This is a genomic window from Cellulomonas sp. McL0606, assembly GCF_058248365.1.
In genome coordinates, this window is the sequence record NZ_CM177779.1 from 2,470,669 (window position 1) to 2,491,771 (window position 21,103).

19 protein-coding genes and 1 pseudogene are annotated in these 21,103 nt (G+C 72.3%); 12 read left to right on the top strand and 8 right to left on the bottom strand.

The window, feature by feature from the left end:
* Window positions 1-94: 94 nt before the first annotated feature.
* From AC38ZX_RS12615 to AC38ZX_RS12640, 6 genes and pseudogenes are all read right to left on the bottom strand, one after another.
* On the bottom strand, window positions 95-439 hold the full coding sequence (locus tag AC38ZX_RS12615) for a cupin domain-containing protein (protein WP_491294577.1): 345 nt from the start codon (window positions 437-439) through the stop codon (window positions 95-97).
* A gap of 61 nt (window positions 440-500) precedes the next feature.
* Window positions 501-1,847 carry a HipA domain-containing protein gene (locus tag AC38ZX_RS12620; protein ID WP_491297407.1) on the bottom strand — a complete coding sequence of 449 codons (1,347 nt, stop codon included), beginning with the start codon at window positions 1,845-1,847 and terminating at the stop codon, window positions 501-503.
* A gap of 27 nt (window positions 1,848-1,874) precedes the next feature.
* A complete protein-coding gene (locus AC38ZX_RS12625; RefSeq protein ID WP_426592294.1) occupies window positions 1,875-2,114 on the bottom strand; it encodes a helix-turn-helix domain-containing protein in 240 nt (79 codons plus the stop codon).
* 227 nt (window positions 2,115-2,341) lie between these two features.
* Entirely contained in the window at window positions 2,342-4,120 is a 1,779-nt protein-coding gene (locus tag AC38ZX_RS12630; protein ID WP_491294579.1) for a hypothetical protein, read from the bottom strand.
* A 100-nt stretch (window positions 4,121-4,220) separates the two neighbouring features.
* Window positions 4,221-7,250, bottom strand: a pseudogene (locus AC38ZX_RS12635) (bifunctional [glutamine synthetase] adenylyltransferase/[glutamine synthetase]-adenylyl-L-tyrosine phosphorylase).
* On the bottom strand, window positions 7,247-8,584 hold the full coding sequence (locus tag AC38ZX_RS12640; protein ID WP_491294581.1) for a glutamine synthetase family protein: 1,338 nt from the start codon (window positions 8,582-8,584) through the stop codon (window positions 7,247-7,249). The pseudogene AC38ZX_RS12635 and the gene AC38ZX_RS12640 overlap by 4 nt, the downstream one beginning before the upstream one ends.
* A 217-nt stretch (window positions 8,585-8,801) precedes the next feature.
* On the opposite strand from AC38ZX_RS12640, the gene AC38ZX_RS12645 reads away from it, so the two are divergent.
* Complete coding sequence (locus AC38ZX_RS12645; RefSeq protein ID WP_491294583.1) at window positions 8,802-11,222, top strand: GMC oxidoreductase; 2,421 nt, start codon at window positions 8,802-8,804, stop codon at window positions 11,220-11,222.
* On the opposite strand, the gene AC38ZX_RS12650 is transcribed toward AC38ZX_RS12645, so the two are convergent.
* Window positions 11,183-11,557: a hypothetical protein gene (locus AC38ZX_RS12650; protein WP_491294586.1), complete on the bottom strand. Its 375-nt coding sequence runs from the start codon at window positions 11,555-11,557 to the stop codon at window positions 11,183-11,185. The two genes, AC38ZX_RS12645 and AC38ZX_RS12650, sit on opposite strands and share 40 nt — an antisense overlap.
* 135 nt (window positions 11,558-11,692) lie before the next feature.
* Window positions 11,693-12,286 carry a hypothetical protein gene (locus AC38ZX_RS12655; protein ID WP_491294589.1) on the bottom strand — a complete coding sequence of 198 codons (594 nt, stop codon included), beginning with the start codon at window positions 12,284-12,286 and terminating at the stop codon, window positions 11,693-11,695.
* Between AC38ZX_RS12655 and AC38ZX_RS12660 the strand changes: the two genes are divergently transcribed.
* Genes AC38ZX_RS12660 through AC38ZX_RS12710 form a run of 11 tightly spaced genes read left to right on the top strand, consistent with a single transcriptional unit; the run spans window position 12,276 to window position 20,912 of the window.
* Window positions 12,276-13,061: a hypothetical protein gene (locus AC38ZX_RS12660; protein WP_491294592.1), complete on the top strand. Its 786-nt coding sequence runs from the start codon at window positions 12,276-12,278 to the stop codon at window positions 13,059-13,061. The genes AC38ZX_RS12655 and AC38ZX_RS12660 overlap by 11 nt on opposite strands.
* Window positions 13,058-14,131, top strand: a complete 1,074-nt coding sequence (locus AC38ZX_RS12665) for an alpha/beta fold hydrolase (RefSeq protein ID WP_426592300.1) — start codon at window positions 13,058-13,060, stop codon at window positions 14,129-14,131. Before AC38ZX_RS12660 ends, AC38ZX_RS12665 begins: the two co-directional genes overlap by 4 nt.
* Window positions 14,128-14,757: an acetoacetate decarboxylase family protein gene (locus AC38ZX_RS12670; RefSeq protein ID WP_491294597.1), complete on the top strand. Its 630-nt coding sequence runs from the start codon at window positions 14,128-14,130 to the stop codon at window positions 14,755-14,757. Before AC38ZX_RS12665 ends, AC38ZX_RS12670 begins: the two co-directional genes overlap by 4 nt.
* Window positions 14,754-15,119: a hypothetical protein gene (locus tag AC38ZX_RS12675; protein WP_491294601.1), complete on the top strand. Its 366-nt coding sequence runs from the start codon at window positions 14,754-14,756 to the stop codon at window positions 15,117-15,119. Before AC38ZX_RS12670 ends, AC38ZX_RS12675 begins: the two co-directional genes overlap by 4 nt.
* The gene (locus AC38ZX_RS12680) at window positions 15,116-15,592 is read left to right on the top strand and encodes a hypothetical protein (protein ID WP_426592302.1); all 477 of its coding nucleotides are present in this window, start codon (window positions 15,116-15,118) and stop codon (window positions 15,590-15,592) included. The genes AC38ZX_RS12675 and AC38ZX_RS12680 overlap by 4 nt, the downstream gene beginning before the upstream one ends.
* Complete coding sequence (locus tag AC38ZX_RS12685) at window positions 15,589-16,017, top strand: hypothetical protein (RefSeq protein ID WP_491294603.1); 429 nt, start codon at window positions 15,589-15,591, stop codon at window positions 16,015-16,017. Before AC38ZX_RS12680 ends, AC38ZX_RS12685 begins: the two co-directional genes overlap by 4 nt.
* Complete coding sequence (locus AC38ZX_RS12690; protein ID WP_426592304.1) at window positions 16,014-17,381, top strand: patatin-like phospholipase family protein; 1,368 nt, start codon at window positions 16,014-16,016, stop codon at window positions 17,379-17,381. Before AC38ZX_RS12685 ends, AC38ZX_RS12690 begins: the two co-directional genes overlap by 4 nt.
* A 51-nt stretch (window positions 17,382-17,432) precedes the next feature.
* On the top strand, window positions 17,433-19,109 hold the full coding sequence (locus tag AC38ZX_RS12695; protein WP_491294605.1) for an NAD+ synthase: 1,677 nt from the start codon (window positions 17,433-17,435) through the stop codon (window positions 19,107-19,109).
* Between the two features lie 29 nt (window positions 19,110-19,138).
* Window positions 19,139-19,951 carry a 3-methyl-2-oxobutanoate hydroxymethyltransferase gene (gene panB, locus AC38ZX_RS12700; RefSeq protein WP_426592306.1) on the top strand — a complete coding sequence of 271 codons (813 nt, stop codon included), beginning with the start codon at window positions 19,139-19,141 and terminating at the stop codon, window positions 19,949-19,951.
* The gene (locus AC38ZX_RS12705; protein ID WP_491294608.1) at window positions 19,948-20,325 is read left to right on the top strand and encodes a hypothetical protein; all 378 of its coding nucleotides are present in this window, start codon (window positions 19,948-19,950) and stop codon (window positions 20,323-20,325) included. Before panB ends, AC38ZX_RS12705 begins: the two co-directional genes overlap by 4 nt.
* Window positions 20,322-20,912: an endonuclease/exonuclease/phosphatase family protein gene (locus tag AC38ZX_RS12710; protein WP_491294610.1), complete on the top strand. Its 591-nt coding sequence runs from the start codon at window positions 20,322-20,324 to the stop codon at window positions 20,910-20,912. Before AC38ZX_RS12705 ends, AC38ZX_RS12710 begins: the two co-directional genes overlap by 4 nt.
* Window positions 20,913-21,103 lie beyond the last annotated feature (191 nt).

Genomic DNA, 21,103 nt, shown 5'->3' on the forward strand with positions numbered 1-21,103 from the left:
GCTCGGGCTCATCTCCGACGCGGCCACGACCGCTCGACGCGCGACGGCTCGTCTCCCGTCGAGCAGCCGCCCGGCCCGCCGCGCGACCCGAGCCCTAGGACTTCCTGACGACGTCGACCGAGACCTCCACCGCCGGTTCCGCTCCCCTGTTCTCGAGCCAGTGGACGGTGTTCCGGTCCTCGGGCCAGCCCGCGCCCGGCCCGTAGTCGGTCGCCACCCCGTCTCGATGGTCCGTGATCGTCCCCCGCAGCACGTAGACGGTCCCCGGACGACCCTGGTGATCGTGGACGGGGCCGAACACGCCTCCCGGTTCGATGGTCACGCGTCGCGTCCGGAGCTGGAGCCCTTGCAGACCCTCGATCTCCGGTCCGAGGTCGATGGTGCCCAAAACCTCGACCGTGACGCCTCGCGATTCCGGAGGCACCTGTTCGTCAGCCATCGAGCGAGCATGGCAGCGCGCCGGACGCGACGACACCCCGGACGCGGTCGGCGGCCGGGGGCTAGTCGTTCGCCGCCGGCGCCCCCGGATCCCCGGATCCGAATCGACCGTCGATCGCACGTGGCTGCGAGTGTCTCGTCGACGGGCCGGCACTCGGCGCCTTCGTGGACAACGGCCTCGCGTACGTCGACGCCTCGTCCAGCAGCAGCCCGGTTCGCCGCGCGACCTGCGCCCACGCCTCGTCGGATACCCCTACGTGGTCCTCGCGGGATATGGCGCCCAGAGCCGCCGAGGTCTGTTCGACGGTCTCGAGCACGATCCGCCGGGCGCGCTGCTCGCGCAACCCCCAGCCGGCCGCCTCGGTGACGAGCTCGCCGGCGGTGACGGCTGCGATGCGGTCCGAGCCGTCGATGTCCATGGCGAGCTGGTGCGAGGACACGGTCGTGTGCTCGTGCATCGAGACGTCGTACGCCGGAGCCAGGTCGACCCGGACCCCGTCGGCCCGGCGGATGAACGCGTGGTTCTTCGCGTGGGCGTCGGTGTTGCCCACCACGACGGTGAACGTCATCAGCTGCAGCAGCGCATCGGCCGGCCGCCCCGCCGCGATGAGCACCTGGGACGCGTGACGGTAGGAGGGCATCGGCTTGCCGCGCTGGAACTTGCGGGTGTCGTCCGAGGTGTTCAGGCCGAGCGCCTGCGCAAGATCTTCCTGGTGGATCCGCCTGACGTCGTGGTCGGCGCGGACGTCACGGTCGTAGCGCGACACGACGATGGCACGCATCCCGTCGAACGACTCGATCCAGCTGTCCACGGTCGTCAGGCCGACGCGGTGCGCCAGGTCGGACGCAGCCGACTCGGTGTCGATCAGGTCGTGCGTCCGCGAGCCCTCCGGGCGCGACAGCTTCAGGATGTGCGTCGAGGCCGCGCCATCGCGCACCCGGGCCCAGCCATCGGCCGTCCTGGCGAGTGCGACCTTGGGCTCCATGCCGGCCAGGGACGTCAAGGAGTCGGGACGGCCGTCGCGGACCCCGTGGCGTTCCGCCTTCTCCAGCATCGCGGCGATCTGAGCCGAGCTGACAGGTTCGAGGCGCCCGGTCGTCGCGGGGTCGGGAGCGCCCGGATCGACGAACACCAGCGCGCCGGCGGTGTCCTTGCCGTACACGGCCAGCATCCCGAGCGTGTCCAAGGGGTCGATGCGGTGCTCCTCGGCCATCGCCCCACGGGCGCGACCCTCGGGAAGCAGACCGTCGAGCCACACCCGCACCCGCGCCGGCTGGCTGCCCTCGTCGGTGCCCAGCGGCAGGAGGTGGGAGACGACGCGCGAGCCGCGACCCCAGCGCTCGAGGGCGTCCTTCGACCACTCGACGTCGACGCCCCGCTCGCTCGGCCTGACGGTCGCGGCGCGGATGCCGTAGAGCCAGACGTCGAGCGCGACTCATGGCCGCTCCTCCGCCCGCAGCACGATGCCCAGCTCACGCAGGAGCGCGAACAGCCGGTCGGTGTAGAGGCTCGGCTTGCCTTGCTCGATCTCGTTGACGTACTGCCGCGAGATCCCCAGCTCCTCGGCCAGCTCACCCTGGGTCAGCCCTCGACGCACGCGGCTGTCGCGCAGGAAGTCGCCGAGGTCCGTCGGCTGCGTGACCCATGCCCACGCGCGGACCTCCGAGTCGTCCATGGCTGCGCTCCTCACCGTGCCGGGTAGTCGTCTTATCCTGACAACGGTACGGCAGTCGGCTTATCCTGACAACGGTTCCGGTGTCACCATATCCTGGCATGAGGCGCACCGCGGTGGAACTCGCCCCGGCTCGGCGGCCGGCGAGCCGGTCGACCTCGTCTACCTGCAGGACCTGTCGTCGGCCGCCGTGCCCGCCATCGACGCCCTGCACGAACCTGCGGCGGGTATCACGGCAGCGCGAGCGGCTCCGCGACCGGCTCCTCGTGCGGCGGGCGGGCCAGCAGGGTCACCACGCCCAGGATGAGCAGCGCGACGACAGCGACCGTGAGCACGGCCTTTCCGGTGAGGTTGTCGGCCAGCACAAGGACGAGGATCGCGAGGCCGATCACCACGACGCGGATGAGCGTCCGCTGCTGGTAGAGCCAGACCCCGAACGCTCCGGTGCCCACACCGTGCTGGTCGCCCAGCCCGCGCGCCCAGGCGACCCCCTTGCCGGACGTCTCGCGCACGGACCGAGCGGCCATCGTGCCGCCGGCCAGGAAGGCGATGATCGCCACGAGCAGGCCGAGCACGAGGAAGACCCGCAGCTCGATGCGCAGCAGGGAGATGAACTGGTCGTAGAGCGTCACCGCGACGTCGGGCCGTTGGACCGCCGGCGGCAGCGAGTTGGTGTAGAACCAGCGGCCGATCGCGAGCCCGACCGCGAGCACGGCCATCCCCGCCGCGAGCGACAGTCCGGCGATCACCAGCGCCCGGGAGCGGCGCTGTGCCGCGAGGACACCGCCGGCGAGCAGGAGGAGCGAGAGCCACGGCAGGACGGCGCCCGCGACGTCGATCAGACGGTAGGCGTTCTGCAGGCGGACCAGGTCGGAGCTGGAGGCGACCGGGAACGTCACGGTGATCGTGGGGATACGGCCGGCGAGCGTGAAGCCGGCGTCGACGAGCTGCTGCTTGACCTGCTCGATGACCGGCGTGATGTCGATGACCAGCTCGCCGCTGCTGCTGATCTGTGCGAGCGCGTCCGGGTCACCACGCAGGGTCGCCACGATCTGCTCGTGGGCCGTGCGGTTGGCCTGCTTCCACGTCGCGGCGAAGGCGTCGGAGGTGACCACCCTGGCCACCTGCTTGTGCACGAACCCAGTGATCGCATCCTGCAGCGGTCCCTGCAGCGACGCGAGACCCGTCGACACGAGGGGCGGGAGGTTGAGCGACGACAGCGCGTCGGTCGCCTGCGTCGTGAGCTGGTCGAGGTTCAGCGCGTCGACCACGGCCGTGGTGACCCGGTTGGTGACGGCCGCCTGCACGCCGGGGTCGTCGACGATCGGCCCGACGGTGGCCACGTAGTCGTCGGTGTCGACCACGAGGTCGCGGGCCCACTTGCCCACCACCGCGACGGGGGCGAGCAGGGCGCCGATCAGGATGAGGACGATGGCCAGCGTGGTGCGGCCGGGCTTGCGCTTGCGGCCGACCCCGGGCTCGCTGACCGTGGCGACGCGCAGGGCGGCATTCTCGGCCTCGAGCGCCTTGAGCCGCGCCATCAGCTCCGCCGGGTCCTCCTCGGTGTCGCCCGAGACGGTCTCTGTCGGCACGGCCACCACGATCGGCACGGTGTCGTTGAGGGTGTCCGTCTCCTCGGCGACGTCGGCGACGTCCGCGACCTCGCTGACGAGGATCGGTTCGGTGTCGTGGACGGCAGGCTCTTCCGCGACAACCTCGCTCGCGACGGGCTCGACCAGGTCGGGGCCGTCCACCCCGGGCTCGACGGCATCCGGCTCTGCGGTCTCGTCGGCCGAGATCTCGTCGGCGATGCTCGGCGACGGTTCTCCGACGACGGGCTCGGCGACCGGCGGCGCCCCCACGACGGCCTCGTCGAGGACCGGCTCCTCGACCACCGGCTCCTCGGTCGCCTCGTCCGGGACGACCGGTGGCTTTGCGGGCCTGCGGGGCGTCCGACCTGCGGCGGACGTGCTCCGCGGCTTGCGAGGCGTCGGCGTGTTCTCGACCACGGGCCCTCCAGGCACAAGGTTGAACTGCTCGTCAGGACGTTCACGGTGTCGAGTCGAGCATGGCAGTTCCGCTGGTCAGAGCGCGAGGCCACGGCGCCGGTCAGCCGTAGAAGACCCGCTCGACCACCGTCCGGGCCCGCCGGGCCGTCCGCAGATAGTCCTGCTCGAGCTCGCCGCCCGACCCCGCGGGATAGCCGACGACCCGCGCGAGACCCGCCAGCGCCTGGCGATCGTGCGGCAGCAGGTCGGCGTGGGCGCCGCCGCGGCCGGTCCACAGCACGTTCGCGTCGCGGAGCCGGGACGCCAGCTGCCACGCCTCGGCGAGCACCCGGGCGTCGTCGGCGTCCAGGAGCGCCGCCGACGCCGCAGCCGCCAGCGCCTCGAGCGTGCCGGTGGTCCGCAGGCCCGGCACCTCGTGCGCGTGCTGGAGCTGGAGCAGCTGCGCCGTCCACTCGACGTCGGAGATCCCGCCACGCCCGAGCTTGAGGTGCCGGGCGGGCTCGACGCCGCGCGGGAGCCGCTCGGACTCGACGCGCGCCTTGATCCGGCGGATCTCCCGCTCGACGGTCGCGTCGACGCCACCCACCGGGTACCGCAACGGCGCGACCAGCTCGACGAAACGCGCCCCCAGCCCCGGATCGCCGGCCACGGGCCGCGCCCGCAGCAGCGCCTGGCTCTCCCACGGAGACGACCACCGGTCGTAGTACTCGGCGTAGGAGCCGAACGAGCGCACCATCGGCCCGTTGCGACCCTCGGGGCGCAGGTCGGCGTCGACCTCCAAGGTCGGCTCCGGCCCGACGGAGCCCAGCAGGGTGCGCAGGGTCGTCGTGACCGACAGGGCGAACTCCTGCGCCAGGACGTGGTCGGCGCCCGGCACCGGGTCGTGCACGAACAGCACGTCGGCGTCCGAGGAGTAGCCCATCTCGTGGCCGCCCCAGCGACCCATGGCCACCACGAGCATCTGCGTCGGGTTCTCGTCGAGCGACCGCTGCCGACGCGCCTCCCACTCCGCCACCCGCAGCGCCCCGACGAGCACGATGTCCGCCGCGACGCTCAGGCTGTGCGACGCGGCGGTCCCGGTGACCGTGCCGGTGACGTCCGCCGCCGCGGTCCGTGCGAGCTCGCGGCGGCGCAGGCCGCGCAGCGCCGTGACGGCCTTCACCGGCTCGTCGGAACGCGTCAGGATCGCGTCGGCCTCCGCCGTCAGCCGCTCGAACGTGCGCGGTTCCAGGTCGGCGTCGTCGGCGAGCCACGTCACCGACTCGGGCGACCGGGTCAGCGCATCGGCCACGTAGCGGCTGGTCGAGAGCACCCGCGCCAGGCGTCGCGCGGCCGTGCCGGAGTCACGGAGCAGCTTGAGGTACCAGTGCGTCGCACCCAGCTCGTCGGACAGCCGACGGAACGCCAGGAGCCCGCCGTCCGGGTCGGCGCCATCGGCGAACCAGCCGAGCATGACCGGCAGGAGCTGGCGCTGGATCGCCGCGCGCCGCGACAGACCCTCGGTGAGCGCCGCGATGTGTCGCATGGCGCCCGTCGGGTCGAGGTAGCCGATCGCCGACAGCCGGGCGCGGGCCTCGTCGGGAGACAGGCTCGCCTCCTCCGTGGACAGCTGCGCGGTCGCCGGCAGGAGCGGGCGGTAGAAGCTCCTCGTGCAGCCGTCGGACGTCACGCTTGGCGGCCCGCCACCGCTCGACCAGCCCGTCGGCGCCCTCCGCACGCATGCCGACGGACCGCGCGAGCCGGCGCAGGTCTTTCTCCGCCGTGGGCATGAGATGCGTGCGGCGCAGGCGGTGCAGCTGGATGCGGTGCTCGAGCGCCCGCATCAGCCGGTAGCAGACGGCGAGCTGTGCGGCGTGCGACCGGCCGACGTACCCACCCGCGGCCAGGGCGGCGAGCGCGGTCAGCGTGCTGGGGCTGCGGATGGACTCGTCGGCCCGTCCGTGCACCAGCTGGAGGAGCTGCACGGTGAACTCGACGTCCCGCAGGCCCCCGACGCCGAGCTGATCTGCCGGTCCGCCTCAGCGGCCGGGACGTAGCTCTCGACCCGGCGCCGCATGGCTTGGGAGTCCTCGACGAAGTGCTCGCGGGTGACCGCTCCCCAGACGAACGGCTGCGTCATCTCGACGTACTCCTGGCCCAGCGCGCGGTCGCCGGCGAGCGGGCGCGCCTTGAGCAGCGCCTGGAACTCCCACGTCTTGGCCCAGCGCTCGTAGTAGGCCTTGTGGCTCGCGATCGTGCGCACCAGCGGACCGTTCTTGCCCTCGGGCCGCAGCGCGGCGTCGACCGGCCACAGCCCCGGCTCGACCGACGGCGTCGAGCAGGCCCGCGCCAGACCCGCAGCGAGGCGCGCCCCGGTGGCCAGGGCCTCGGCCTCGTCGACACCGTCCTCCGGCTCGGCGACGTAGATGACGTCGACGTCGCTGACGTAGTTGAGCTCGCGACCACCGCACTTGCCCATGCCGATGACCGCGAGCCGGACCCCGAGACCGTGGTCGGGCAGGTCGGCTCGCGCGATCGCGAGCGACGCCTCCAGTGCCGCCGCGGCGAGATCCGCCAGCGCGGCGGCGACGCCTGGCAGGCGGCTGAGGGGGTCGTTGCTGGTCAGGTCGGTGGCCGCTATCCGCAGGAGCCGGAAGCGGTACGCCTTGCGCATCGCGTCGATGCCGGCCGCCCCCCCGAGCTCGGCGACCGGCACGTCTGCGTCGGGATCCGCGCCCACCGCCGCCAGCAGCTCGGCCCGGACCGCCTCGACCGCGACGCCCGTGCCCGGGGTGTCGTCCCGGAGGATCTCCAGCGCCTCGGGGTGCGCGACGAGCGTGTCGCCGAGAGCGATCGACGCGCCGACCACCGCGAGCAGCCGCGCCCGCGCGCCGCCGTCCTCCTGCAGGATCGCCCGCAGCACGCCGCGGTCGTCGGCGACGGCACCGGCCAGCTTGGCCAGGGCCAGCAGGGCCTGGTCGGGATCCGCGGCGTCGGTCAGCGACCCGACGAGCAGCTCTGCGGGATCGTCGACGACGGCCAGCAGCGCGGCGTCGGCGAGCATCCGCTCCGCGCGCGCGGCGTCCGAGACCCCCGCGCGCGTGAGCCGCCCGGCGAGCGTCGAGCCGCGGCCGGAGGACGAGACCGTCACAGGACCGGCAGGAACCGCCGCAGCTCGTACGGGGTGACCTGCGCGGCGTAGGCGTCCCACTCCTGGCGCTTGTTGCGCAGGAAGTAGTCGAAGACGTGCTCACCGAGCGTCTCGGCGACGAGCTCGGACTTCTCCATGATCGAGATCGCGGCGTCCAGCGACGTGGGCAGCGGCTCGATGCCCAGCGCCCGACGCTCGGCGTCGGTGAGCTCCCAGACGTCGTCCTCGGCGCCCTCGGGCAGCTCGTAGCCCTCCTCGATGCCCTTGAGGCCCGCGTTGAGCAGCACGGCGAACGCGAGGTACGGGTTGGTGGCCGAGTCGACCGCGCGGTACTCGATGCGGCTCGAGTTGCCCTTGCCGGGCTTGTACATGGGCACGCGCACCAGGGCGGAGCGGTTGTTGTGGCCCCAGCAGACATAGCTCGGCGCCTCGGCTCCGCCCCACAGCCGCTTGTAGGAGTTCACGAACTGGTTGGTCACCGCGGTGATCTCGGCGGCGTGCCTCAGCAGACCGGCGATGAACGACCTGGCCGTCTTGGACAGCTCGAGGTGGCCGCCCGCCTCGTGGAACGCGTTGGCGTCGCCCTGGAACAGGGACAGGTGCGTGTGCATGCCCGAGCCGGGCTGGTCGGCCAACGGCTTGGGCATGAAGGAGGCGAAGACGCCCTGCTCGAGCGCGACCTCCTTGACCACCGTGCGGAAGGTCATGATGTTGTCGGCCGTCGTCAGTGCGTCGGCGTAGCGCAGGTCGATCTCGTTCTGACCCGGCCCGGCCTCGTGGTGCGAGAACTCCACCGAGATGCCCATCGACTCGAGCATCGTGATGGCCGCGCGTCGGAAGTCGTGCGCGGTGCCGCGCGGGACGTGGTCGAAGTACCCGCCCTGGTCGACCGGCACCAGCGGCTGGGTGGGGTCGGCGGGGGCGTCGAAGAGGTAGAACTCGACCTCGGGGTGGGTGTAGAAGGTGAACCCCTGGTCGGCGGCCCGCGACAGCGCCCGCTTGAGCACGTTGCGCGAGTCGGCCAGCGACGGCTCCCCGTTGGGCGTCAGCAGGTCGCAGAACATCCGCGCGGTCCCGTGCCGCTCGCCGCGCCAGGGCAGGACCTGGAACGTCGACGGGTCGGGCCGCGCGATCATGTCGGCCTCGTACACGCGCGTCAGGCCCTCGATCGCGCTCCCGTCGAACCCGATCCCCTCGGAGAACGCGGCCTCGAGCTTCGCCGGGGCCACCGCCACCGACTTGAGGATCCCGAGCACGTCGGTGAACCAGAGGCGGATGAAGCGGATGTCCCGCTCCTCGACTGTGCGGAGCACGAACTCCTGCTGCCTGTCCATGCGGTACATCCTGCCTGATGAACGACGGTTCCGAGCGTCAGTGTCCGGGGCGGGTCTGCGCGCGCGACGACGGGCGCCCGGGCCGACGCCTCGACACCCTCGCCAAGGTGTCGACCGAGGGTGTATTTGTGCCATAGCGACGTATTTGCACCTGATGTCACACCTCCTCGTTCGAGAGGGTGCGCGATTCCGCAGCACGTGCAGGTGGGAGACGTTCATGGGCCGGCCGAACGACGCACCCGAGGTTGTCGACGCGCTCGTCGTGGGATCGGGATTCGGTGCCTCGGTGGCGGCGCACCGCCTGGCGAGCGCGGGCAAGCACGTCGTCGTGATGGAGCGCGGTCGGCCCTATCCCCCGGGTGCGTTCGCGCGGACGCCCGCCCAGATGGGCCGCAACTTCTGGGACCCGAGCGAGGGCCTGTACGGCCTGTTCGACGCCTGGACCTTCCGCGGTCTCGAGGGCCTGGTGTCCAGCGGCCTCGGCGGCGGTTCCCTGATCTACGCCAACGTTCTGCTCCGCAAGGACGAGAACTGGTTCGTCCAGGAGTCGCCGCTGCCGGGCGGCGGCTACGAGAACTGGCCGATCTCGCGGGCCGACCTCGACCCGCACTACGACGTCGTCGAGAAGATGCTGGGCGCAACGGTCTACCCGTACCACGACACCCCCAAGACCATGGCCATCGAGGCCGCGGCCGTCGAGATCGGGATGCCGGCCGTGCGACCGCCCCTGGCGGTCACCTTCGCCCTGCCCGGCGAGGACCCGGCCCGCAACCTCCCGCTCGCAGCGGCTGCCTACGGTTCAGTGCACGCGGGCTCACGGCGCGTCACGTGCACCCTGTGCGGCGAGTGCGACATCGGGTGCAACACGGGCGCGAAGAACACCCTCGACCACACCTACCTGTCGTCGGCAGCGCACCACGGTGCGGACATCCGCACGCTCCACGAGGTGCGCGGGCTGCGCCCCCTGGACGGCGGCGGCTACGAGGTGCGCTACGTCGTGCACGACGAGGAGCACGGCGCCTCGACCGCGTCACTTCCCGAGCGGACGATCGTCGCGCGCCGCGTCGTGCTCGGCGCCGGGACGTTCGGCACGACGTTCCTGCTGCTGCGCAGCCGCGCCTCGCTGCCGGCCCTCGGCCCCGCGCTCGGCACCCGCTTCTCCGGCAACGGCGACCTGCTCACGGTCCTGCTGAACTGCACGCGGGACGGCAAGCCGTTCCCGGTCGACGGCGGCGTCGGGCCGGTCATCACGACGGCCATCCGCCGCGCCGACGCCGCGGACGGCGACGGCGAGACGGGCCGCGGCTTCTACGTCGAGGACGCGGGCTTCCCCGGGTTCCTGTCGTGGCTCGTCGAGACCTCCCAGCTCAAGCCCGCGGCCCGGCGGGCGGCGGCGTTCGCGTGGCAGGTCGTCCGCAACCGCGTGCTCGCCGGCGGGCAGTCCAACATCTCCGGGGACCTGTCGACGCTGCTCGGTGACGGTCACCTGTCCGCGGGCTCGCTGCCCCTGCTCGGCATGGGTCGCGACGTCCCCGACGGCCGGATGGGCCTGCAGGGCGGGAACCTCGAGATCGACTGGACGACCGCCACGTCGAAGGCGTACTTCGCGGACGTGCGCGACGCCATGGAGCGGCTGGGCGACGCCCTGGGCGCCGACTTCCAGGACAACCCGCTGTGGTGGGCCCGGCACATCATCACGGTGCACCCCTTGGGCGGGGCGCCGATCGGTCGGCACGTCGGGGAGGGCGTGTGCGACGAGTTCGGCGAGGTCCGTGGGCACCCGGGCCTGTACGTCGTCGACGGCGCGGCGATGCCCGGGGCGGTAGGTGCCAACCCGTCGCTGACGATCGCCGCGATGTCGGACCGTGCCTCCACCCGGATGCTCGAGCAGGACTGGTCGCAGCCGGACGCCGTCAGCATCGCAGCGCCGGCCGTGTCGCCGGTCACCACCCGGGCGGGCGCCACGTCCGTCGCGTTCACCGAGCGCATGACCGGACCGTTCACGCTCGGCGAGACCGACCCGCGACGCGGAGCGGACCTGGCGCGGGCGCGGCGCGACACGCTCACGTTCGTCCTGACGATCACCGCGCCCGACATCGACGCGTTCGTGGCCGACCCGCTGCACCGCGGTCAGGCCGTCGGTTTCGTCGAGAGCAACGTGCTCGGCGGCCGGCTGGAAGTGGAGCGGGGCTGGTTCAACCTCTTCGCCAGGCCGACCGGCACGCCCGGGCGGCGCATGCTCTACCGCCTGTGGCTGACCGACGCCGGCGGTACGCCGTTGACCCTGGTGGGCGCCAAGGACGTGATCGATGACGGCGGCCTGGACGCGTGGGTCGACACGACGACCTTGTTCACGCGCGTGGTGCACGGTCACGTGCCGCCGCCACCCGATGCGACCCCGGACGAGGTCGCGGAGGTGCTGGCCGACATGGAGAGCGTCGAGGAGAAGGTGCCGGACGGCACGATCGGCGCTGGCGTGCTGGTCATCAAGCCGCTCGACCTGGCCAAGCAGCTGACGACGTTCCGCACCCACGGGCCCGGCGGCGCCCGAGCCCTGGCCGCGTTCGGCAAGCTCTTCATGGGCGAGGTGTGGGACGTCTACGTGAGCCCGAAGATCCGCTCGGGGGCCCGCGGATGAAGCGTGGTGAGCTGGCCAAGCACGAGGCCGAGATCGGCTTCCTGCCCAGCCGCGAGGTGCGCTGGCTCGACCCGCCCGAGCTCGCTCGGACGGCGCTCAAGGTGGTGCTCGCCCAGATGTTCGCCGAGTACGGCGACCGGCGCGAGGTCCAGGCGAGCCTGCCGGACGGACTGGTCGAGCTGGCGCACCCGAACGTTGGCGACCTCTGGATCGACTTCGTCGCGGACCTCGGCGACGGTTTCGACGCCACCTACACCGTCGCGTCGCTGCTCGGCCGGCCGAGCCTGACCGTCAACGGCCCCGACAAGCAGCCGCTCACGCTGCCCCGCGGCCACCTGCTCCTGATGGGCGGCGACGAGGTCTACCCCGCGGCGTCCGCGCGCGGCTACGAGAACAAGACGCTGGGTCCGTACACGGCCGCACTGCCCGCGCCACCCGCCGGGACACCGCGGGACGCGACGAACGAGCCGTCACTCATCGTCCTGCCCGGCAACCACGACTGGTACGACGGCCTGACCGCGTTCCTGCGCGTCTTCACCCGCGGCGCCGCGATCGGAGGCTGGCGCACCGTGCAGACCCGCAGCTACTTTGCGGCGAAGCTGGCGCCGGGCTGGTGGCTCCTGGGCCTCGACGGGCAGCTGACCGAGTACATCGACGAACCGCAGCTGGAGTACTTCCGGACGAACGTCACCGCGCACCTGCAGCCCGGTGACGCCGTGATCCTCTGCTGCGCAGAGCCCGGCTGGGCGCACACCGGCAGGGACCCGGACGGGTTCAACCAGCTGCACTTCTTCGAGCGCGAGATCGTGCGGTTCCGCGCGGTGCCAGGAACGGAGGACGTCGAGGACACCGGCGCACGGGTGCGGCTGTGGATCACCGGGGACTCCCACCACTACGCCCGGTTCACCGAGCGCCCGCCGGACGCGGCCGACGAGGCGGCAGACCCCGACCCGCGCTCCGTGCAGGCCGTCACCTGCGGCCTCGGCGGGGCCTACCTGTCCGACACGCACCGGCTGCCCGAGCACCTCGAGCTCGCCGCCCCCGACGTCACGGATGCGGAACAAGCTGCCGCCCGTCCCCTACGACCGCGCCCCGAAGACCTTCCCGGACGTCGCGGACTCACCGGCGCTCTGCCGGCGGATCGGCAACCCGTTCAGCCGGTGGTGGGCGGGGTACCGCAACGTCGGCCTGCTGGTCACCGCCGGCTACGGCCAGGTGGTGCTCGTCGGCATCGTCGCGGGGGTGTTCGTCCTCGTCGAGCCGGGTTCGTTCGTCGAGGTCCTGCGCACGGCGACGTTCGCGGCCGTCGGGCAGTTCGCGCTCTACGCGCTCGCCCTGATCGCGGCTGCCCTCGTCGTCCATCTCGTGCTGGCTCGCCTCATGCCGCACGGTCGCCTGCCGAAGCTGCTGACGTTCACCCTGGGCGTCGGGTTCGAGCTGGTGGCGGCGCTGGCGCTGCTCCTGGTCGTCGTCGCCATCCAGTGGCCGTCGTCGTGGCCCGCCGGGCTGTTCCTGGCGCTCGGTGTCCTGCTCGTCTGGGTCCTCGGCGCCGTCCTGGGCACCGAGGCGTTCGCCCTGCTGCTCCTCACCCAGGGCGAGGGCCAGGTCGCGTCCTGGCAGATGTCCGGCCAGGCCGTCCCGGACGACAAGGGGTTCGTGCGCATGCGCCTGGCCGCCGACGGGTCCGCGCTCGAGCTGTACGTGCTGGTCGTCGACACGGTCTCGCGCGACTGGGGCCTCGACACGGCCAGGACCCGTCCCGTCCCCGCGGGCGGCCAGCCCGAGGTGCGCCTGTTCGACGGGCCGATCGTGATCGCCAAGGAGGGGTACGGACGATGAGCGTGCAGGAGATCGCACAGACGGGCCGCCGCCCGGTCACCCGGGCCGACCACCGCACGGAGGTGGTCCCCCTGACCGCGGGCGACGGCACCCGGATCACGCTGGTGCACGTGCGCGCGCCGTTCGCGCCGTGGCGGGGTCCGGTGCTGCTGGTCCACGGGTCCGGGGTGCGCGCCGAGCTGTTCCGGCCGCCCATCCCGCACACCCTCGTCGACGGCCTGCTGGACGAGGGCTGGGACGTGTGGATGCTCAACTGGCGCGCGTCGGTCGACCTCGACCCGATGCCGTGGACCCTGTGCGACGCCGCCGTCTACGACCACCCCGCCGCCGTCGCGCACGTGCTGGAGGCCACCGGCGCGACGACCCTCAAGGCGATCGTGCACTGCCAGGGCTCGACGTCGTTCACGATGTCCGCGGTCGCCGGGCTGCTGCCGCAGGTGGACACGGTGGTGAGCAACGCGGTGTCGCTGCACCCCGTGCTCCCGCTGTGGTCGCGAGCGAAGATCTGGTCGTTCACGCCGGTGCTGCAGCACCTGACCCCGTACCTGTCGCCCGCGTGGGCGTACCGCAGCGAGGGCAACTTCTCCAAGGTGATCCGCCGGGTGGTGGCCACCACCCACCACGAGTGCGACAACCTGGTGTGCCGGATGGTGTCGTTCACCTACGGCAGCGGCTTCCCCGCGCTGTGGTCGCACAGCAACCTCGACGCCGCCACGCACGACTGGATCACGGGCGAGTTCGCCGACGTGCCCATCTCGTTCTTCGACCAGATGCGCCGGTCGGTCGCGGCGGGCCGGCTGGTGAAGGTGCACGATCACCCGGAGATCCCCGACGACCTGCTCGCGGGGCCGCCGCGTACGGACGCGCGGTTCGCGTTCCTCGCGGGCGCCGACAACCTCTGCTACCTGCCCGAGTCGCAGGTGCGCACGCACGCGTTCTTCGCCGCCCAGCGCCCCGGCAAGGGCGACACGCTGCACGTCCTGCCCGGTTACGGACATCTCGACGTGTTCTGGGGTCGGCACGCCCCGCGCGACACGTTCCCGATCATCCTCGAGGAGCTGAACTCATGAACGCCCTGCTCGGAACCGCTCGGACCGTGCTCTCGCACCTGCCCTCGCCCGTCCCACGCCGCCAGCGCCGGCTCACCGGCAAGGCCGCACGGGTGGACACCATCCCGTACGACATGCCGGTCAGCTCGGAGGACTCCCCCGTCCTGATGGCCGCGTTCCCGTGCTCGTTGTCCGCCGCGCGCGCCCTGCTGCCGGGCAGCGAGCTGCACCCGGTGAGCCTCGGGTTCGGCAAGGGCGTCGCGATGGTGACGGTGGTCAACTACCGGGCGACCGACATCGGCACGTACATCGAGTACTCGATGGCGATCGCCGTCACGCACGGCCCGCGGCCCGCGCCCCCGCTGGTGCCGATGATGCTGCAGAAGACGCTCCAGTTCGGCCAGTACGTGGTGGACCTGCCGGTGAGCACGGAGGTCTCGGTCAAGGGCGGCAAGGGCATCTGGGGGATGCCGAAGCACCAGGGGAGCCTCGACTTCGTGGTCACGGACCAGACGGTCTCGGCGCAGTACGACGACGAGGAGGGCCGCTTCGGCGCGCTCATCGAGATCGAGCGGCCGAGCCCCACCGCACTGCCGCTCAAGCTCTCGCCGCGTCCAACTTCTGCGCGTTCCGCGGCATGCTCATGAAGTCCACGATCTACTTCCAGGCCACCGGAGACGTCGCCGTCGGACCGGGGGCGCGCGGCCGGTTCACGCTCGGCGACGCGCCCAGCGTGGCGCCGCTGCGCACCCTCAAGATCGGCCCGAACCCCCTCTTCACGGCCTACCTGTCGACGGCCACGGGCGTGCTCGACGACCACTTCGAGGCGTGGTTCCTCACCGACGAGACGCTCGACCGGGTGGACCAGCAGACCAAGGCCGGCGTCTTCGGGGAGCCGCTCGAGTCGGTCGTCGGGCTGGGGCGCGGCGAGACGTGGCCGCCTCCCCCGCGCCGGGGACGCGCGGAGAGCGACGCGGCCGTCTCCCAGAGCGCCGCGAGCACCAAGTGACCGCCTTCGTCGCGGCCCTCTGGTTCCTGTTCGGCGCCTCGCTCTACATGGGCACGATGTGGGTGCTCAAGTGGTTCCTGTTCCCCACCTGGACGGGTCTGGGTCGGGACAACGTGGCGATCCACTTCGGCATCCCGACGCGCCGCGCGACGAAGTTCTTCACGGTCGTCGTGCCCATCATGTTCGTCGCGTCGATCGTGCTCGTCGTCGTCGAGTGGGGCACCAGCTACGTCTGGTTCGGCGTGGGCTGCCTGATCGGGATCTTCCTGCTGACCTTCGTCGGGCAGGGCCTGATCATCCCGATCAACAAGCGCATCCGCAGCGGCGACTTCGCGGACGACGCCGAGCTGCGGCACCTGCTCAGGCGCTGGATGACACTGAACGACGTCCGGTTCTACAGCTCGACGGCGACCTGGATCGTCATCGTCGGGTACATCGTCGCGAAGGCGGACCTGCTGGGGGCGCTGACGTGAGCGCCGCGGCGACCGCACCCGTGACCGCGGCCAGGCGTGCACCGGTCGTGCTGGTCCTGGAGGCCATCGCGTGGATCACGGTGCTCAGCGGTGCGGTCCAGGTGGTCGCCCCCGGGTTCGTGCTGGGCGTGATCGGCGGTACCGACGACCACACGACGCGGCAGCTGTTCGCGACGGTGGGCATGTTCATGGTGGTCGTCGGCGCGCTGCTCGCCACGACCCTGCGCCGGCCCAGGCCGGACCCGGACGTCGTGCTCTGGTCCGCCCTGCAGAAGGTCGGTGCGGCGGTCGCGGTGGCCATCGGCGTGGCCAACAGCGTCTTCGACCCGGTGGCCCTCCTCGTCGCCACCTTCGACCTGCTCACCGGGGTGCTGCTGTTCTTCTACCTGCGGGCTCTGGCGCGCGCGAGGGGCGCGCACCGATGAGGTCGCTCGTGCTGGCCGGCGGCGGGATGCGGGTCGCCTGGCAGGCCGGCGTCGTCCGGGCGCTGCAGGAGGACGGGTTGACCTTCGACCACGTCGACGGCGCGTCCGGCGGCATCATGACGGCGGGGATGCTGCTCTCCGGCGTGGACGGCGCCGCGATGTGCCGCCGCTGGCGCGACGTGAACGTGCAGGACTTCGGTTCCGCCCTGCCGTTGCGCGACTACCTGACCGGTCCGTGGAACCTGCCCGCCATCGGCGACGCGGACGGCGTGCTCACCAAGGTGTTCCCGGCGCTCGGCATCGACGTCGCCGCGATCAACGCGAGTCCGGTGGTCGGCACGTTCAACGTCGTCGACTTCGTCACCAAGGAGTGCTTCGCCATCGAGTCGACGCACGTCGACGCGCCCCTGCTCGCGGCGGGCATGTCGCTGCCGCTGTGGCTCACGCCCCTGAAGCGGGACGGGCACGTGTGGACCGACGCCGTCTGGATCCGCGACGCGAACGTCGCGGAGGCGCTGCGCCGGGGAGCCGACGAGGTCTGGCTCGTGTGGTGCATCGGCAACAGCCCGCACTGGGGCGACGGTCCGCTCGAGCAGTACGTGCACATGATCGAGATGAGCGCGACGGGCGCCCTGGTCGCGGACTTCGCGCTCGCCGACGCGCAGGGCCGCAGCTGGGTCCTGCACGTGGTCCGTCCCGAGCGCCCGCTCCCGCTCGACCCGGAGTTCTACCTCGGACGCGTCTCGGCCGAGTCGCTCGTGCAGATGGGCTACCGGGACGCCCGCGCCTACCTCGACACTCGGACGCCGGACGGGGTGACCAAGGACGCGTCCTGCACCGCGATGGTCGACCCGCCTCCCTCCGCCCGGTACACCGAGCACCTCAGGGGCGACGTGGACGGCTCCCCCGTGACGCTCGACCTCACGGTCGTCATGCCCCTGGACGGAGACCCCGACGGGTCCCAGGTGGCCGGCGCCGTGGACCACGCCCCGTGGGGCGAGCGCGTGTACCTCGCCGACGGGCGCCTCGAGACGACGCCGGACCGGTTCAGCTACCACGGCACGCTTCGCGTCGACGGGCGGGTGCTCGACCTCGTCGCGACCCGCTCGCTCGTCGACGACGCCGGGTTCGACGCCTGGTCCGACCTCGACCACGTGGACCTGACGGTCACGGCGCGAGAGGGCGAGGTCGTGCTGCACGCGAGCCTGCAGCTGGGGGCCGGCGGGCTGGCCCGACTGGTCGCCTCGGTCGAGCCCGTCGGCGTGCACGGCGTGCTCGACCGCGCGAACGTGGGCCGACGGTTCCTGGCCCGCCTCGGCCGAGGGCCGGGCGTCCGCGGTGCCACCGCGACCGGCGAGGCGTGAGTCACGCCACGGGAGACAGTGCGTCGGCGCCCTGATGGCTAGGCTCGGACCATGCCTCACGCCCGCGTCGCCCTGGCGCAGATCGACACGCGAGTGGGTGACGTCGCCGCCAACGCGCAGGCGGTGCTCGCCTGGGCGCGCACCGCCGCGGACGCGGGCGCCGACCTCGTCGTGTTCCCCGAGATGACGCTCACGGGTTACCCGATCGAGGACCTCGCGCTGCGCGCCTCCTTCCGCCGCGGGGCCGAGTCCGCCCTGCAGGAGACCGCGAAGGCCCTCGCCGACGACGGGCTCGGGGACCTCGCCGTACTCGTGGGGACGGTGGGCGAACGCAAGGTCACGCCGGTGCACGAGCCCCGAGCGCCCGAGGGACCGCGGCGGCCCACCAACCAGGCGGCCCTGCTGCAGCACGGCACGGTGCAGGCGCGGTACAACAAGCACCACCTGCCTAACTACGGGGTGTTCGACGAGAACCGGATCTTCGCCCCCGGCGGCGACCTGCTGGTCATCGACGTGCGGGGCCGGCGGGTGGGCGTGGTGATCTGCGAGGACATCTGGCAGGACGGCGGTCCCGTCTCGCAGATGGACGAGGCCGAGGTCTCCCTGCTGGTCGTGCTCAACGCGTCGCCGTACGAGGAGGGCAAGGGGCACCAGCGCGTCGAGCTCGCCGCGCGTCGCGCGCACGAGGTCCAGGCGCCCGTCGCCTACGTGAACCTCGTCGGAGCACAGGACGACCTCGTGTTCGACGGCGGCTCGTTCGTGATCGCGACCGACGGCCGCGTGCTCACCAGCGCGCCGCAGTTCACGGAGCACCTGCTGGTGTGGGACCTGCTCGACGACGACGACGCCCCGGCTACCGGTGAGGTCGCGCCGGTGCTCGACCCCGACGAGGAGGTCTACCGGGCCCTCGTCGCGGGGTTGCGCGGCTACGTCCGCAAGAACGGGTTCCGCTCGGTGCTGCTCGGGCTGTCCGGCGGCATCGACTCGGCCCTCGTGGCCGCCATCGCCGCGGACTCGATCGGCGGCGAGAACGTCGTCGGCGTCGCGATGCCGTCGGTGCACTCCTCCGAGCACAGCCTGGATGACGCCGAGGACCTGGCCAAGCGGATCGGCGCGGACTACCGGGTCCAGCCGATCAAGGCGCTGGTGGACGCGTTCGACGGCGAGATCCCGCTGGAGGGGGTCGCCGCGGAGAACCTGCAGGCGCGCCTGCGCGGCGTGATCCTCATGGCGATCTCGAACCGCGAGGGCCACCTCGTGGTCGCGCCCGGGAACAAGTCCGAGCTGGCCACGGGGTACACGACGATCTACGACGCCGGCAGCATCGGCGGGTTCGCACCCATCAAAGACGTCGACAAGTCCCGGGTCTGGGCGCTGGCCCGGTGGCGCAACGACGCTGCTCTCGCTGCGGGCGAGATCCCACCCATCCCCGAGTCGTCGATCACCAAGCCGCCGAGCGCCGAGCTGCGCCCCGGGCAGGTGGACCAGGACTCGCTGCCGGCGTACAGCCTGCTCGACGAGGTGCTCGACGCGTACGTCGAGAACGCCGAGGGTCGCGACGAGCTCCTGGCACGGGGGTTCGACCCGGCGGTCGTCGACAAGGTGCTCGCCCTGGTCGACCGCGCCGAGTGGAAGCGCCGGCAGTACCCGCTGGGCACCAAGGTGACCGCGCTGGCGTTCGGTCGCGACCGACGCCTACCGATCACCACCGCGTGGCGCGAAGCCTGACCAGACCGACAACGGGAGCACCTGAACTGATGAGCCAGACCCCCAAGCGCGTCCGCGTGCACCACCTGCGCGAGGCCAAGGAGCGCGGTGAGCGACTCACCATGCTCACGGCGTACGACGCCGTCACGGCGCGCATCTTCGACGCCGCCGGCATCGACATGCTGCTGGTGGGCGACTCGATCGGGAACACGATGCACGGGCACACGACCACGCTGCCCGTGACCGTCGACGACCTCATCCCGCCGGCCCGCGCCGTCGCCCGCGCCGCTCATCGGGCGTTCGTCGTCGCGGACCTGCCGTTCGGCTCCTACGAGGCGGGCCCCGAGCAGGCGCTCGCGACGGCCGTGCGGATGATGAAGGAGACCGGCGTCGCGGCCGTGAAGTTCGAGGGCGGCAAGCGGGTCGTCCCGCAGATCAGGGCGCTGACCGACGCGGGCATACCCGTGGTCGCGCACCTCGGGTACACGCCGCAGTCGGAGAACCTGCTCGGCGGCCCGCGCGTGCAGGGTCGCGGCGACCATGCCGCCGAGGTCCTCTGCGAGGACGCGGTCGCGGTCACGGCCGCCGGGGCGGTCGCGGTCGTCCTTGAGATGGTGCCCGCGCCCGTCGCCGCGCAGATCACGGAGATCGTCGCCATCCCCACCATCGGCATCGGCGCCGGAGCCGGCTGCGACGGTCAGGTGCTGGTCTGGGTGGACATGGCCGGCATGACCGACTGGTCACCGAGCTTCGCCAAGCAGTTCGGCCAGGTGGGTGCCGCGCTGTCGGCCGCCGCGACCGCGTACGCGGACGAGGTCCGCAACGGCACGTTCCCCGACGCCGGTCACCAGTTCGACGCATGACGGCGTCCCGCGCGGTCCTCGTCGCGGGGATCGTGGTGGGCGTCGTGCTCGTCGCACTGGCCGTGCCCGTCCTGGCCGGCGTCTACCCGGTCGCGCAGCTCGTCTCGTTCCGCGCGCCGCTCGGGCTCGGCGCCCTGTGCGTGGCGATAGTGCTCGGCTCGCTGCCCGGGACCCGTCGGGCGCTGCTGCCGCTGACGCTCGCGTTCGCCGTCGGCGCGCTCGCCCAAGGAGCCGTCCTGGCGTGGCGGAGCGTCCCCCACGGCCCCCGCACCAGCGCGGGTCCCGACGACGTGGTCGTCCTCTCGTTCAACACCGCGGACGTCGTGCCGCCCACGGGCTGGCCCGGCTCGCTTCGGCGCACCACGCCGACGTGATCGTCCTGCCGGAGACGTCGGAGCCGACCGCGCAGGCGACGGCCGACCTGCTCGCGGCGCAGGGGCGCCCGATGCAGGTCCGGTTCGACGCGGGTCGCGCGACCGGCGTGGCCGGCACGGCCCTGCTCGTCTCCCCGGGCGTCGGGAGCTACGCGACGTCCGAGCCGGTGGACACCCGGTTCGGCTCGGTGCGTGCCGACCCCGCAGACCCGACCAGGTCACCCATGCTCGTCGCGGCGCACACCATGCCGCCCGGCCACCGGTCGACGATGGTGGCCTGGCGGCACGACACCGCGCTGGTCGCCCGGACCTGCGCCACGACGCCCGGAGCCATCGTCGCGGGCGACCTGAACGCCACGCTGGACCACCCGGGGCTGGGCGACCTCGGACCCTGCGTCGACGCGGCGCAGGAGGTCGGCCGCGCGTCCCACGGCTCCTGGCCGTCGTCGGCCCCCACCCTGCTCGCCGCACCCATCGACCACGTGCTCGTCGACGGCCGTACCTGGCGGGTCGTCTCCTTCGACGTCCTGCCGGCCACGGGTGGCAGCGACCACCGGCCGATCCTGGCCACCATCCAGCGGCGCTGACAGTGACAATGGGATCGGGGTCGCCCGGCTCGAGTTGACCCTTTGGCTGACCGACCATGGGTGTCCTTGCTGAGATCTGTCGCTCGGTGCCGGGTGACCTCGTCCTGCACGTCACCTGCGTGAGCGGCGTGACCTCATAGGAGCCTGGCTAGAGGCCCCGTCACTGTCTTGTCCGCCTCGCTCGGTGGGTG

Bases quoted from the DNA above. Each gene is read 5' to 3' on its own strand.
- AC38ZX_RS12625 (WP_426592294.1), bottom strand. From the start codon at position 2,114: ATGGACGACTCGGAGGTCCGCGCGTGGGCATGGGTCACGCAGCCGACG.
- AC38ZX_RS12640 (WP_491294581.1), bottom strand. From the start codon at position 8,584: ATGGACAGGCAGCAGGAGTTCGTGCTCCGCACAGTCGAGGAGCGGGAC.
- AC38ZX_RS12645 (WP_491294583.1), top strand. From the start codon at position 8,802: ATGGGCCGGCCGAACGACGCACCCGAGGTTGTCGACGCGCTCGTCGTG.
- AC38ZX_RS12690 (WP_426592304.1), top strand. From the start codon at position 16,014: ATGAGGTCGCTCGTGCTGGCCGGCGGCGGGATGCGGGTCGCCTGGCAG.
- AC38ZX_RS12670 (WP_491294597.1), top strand. From the start codon at position 14,128: ATGAACGCCCTGCTCGGAACCGCTCGGACCGTGCTCTCGCACCTGCCC.
- AC38ZX_RS12695 (WP_491294605.1), top strand. From the start codon at position 17,433: ATGCCTCACGCCCGCGTCGCCCTGGCGCAGATCGACACGCGAGTGGGT.
- AC38ZX_RS12665 (WP_426592300.1), top strand. From the start codon at position 13,058: ATGAGCGTGCAGGAGATCGCACAGACGGGCCGCCGCCCGGTCACCCGG.
- AC38ZX_RS12705 (WP_491294608.1), top strand. From the start codon at position 19,948: ATGACGGCGTCCCGCGCGGTCCTCGTCGCGGGGATCGTGGTGGGCGTC.
- panB (WP_426592306.1), top strand. From the start codon at position 19,139: ATGAGCCAGACCCCCAAGCGCGTCCGCGTGCACCACCTGCGCGAGGCC.
- AC38ZX_RS12615 (WP_491294577.1), bottom strand. From the start codon at position 439: ATGGCTGACGAACAGGTGCCTCCGGAATCGCGAGGCGTCACGGTCGAG.
- AC38ZX_RS12675 (WP_491294601.1), top strand. From the start codon at position 14,754: ATGAAGTCCACGATCTACTTCCAGGCCACCGGAGACGTCGCCGTCGGA.
- AC38ZX_RS12660 (WP_491294592.1), top strand. From the start codon at position 12,276: ATGCGGAACAAGCTGCCGCCCGTCCCCTACGACCGCGCCCCGAAGACC.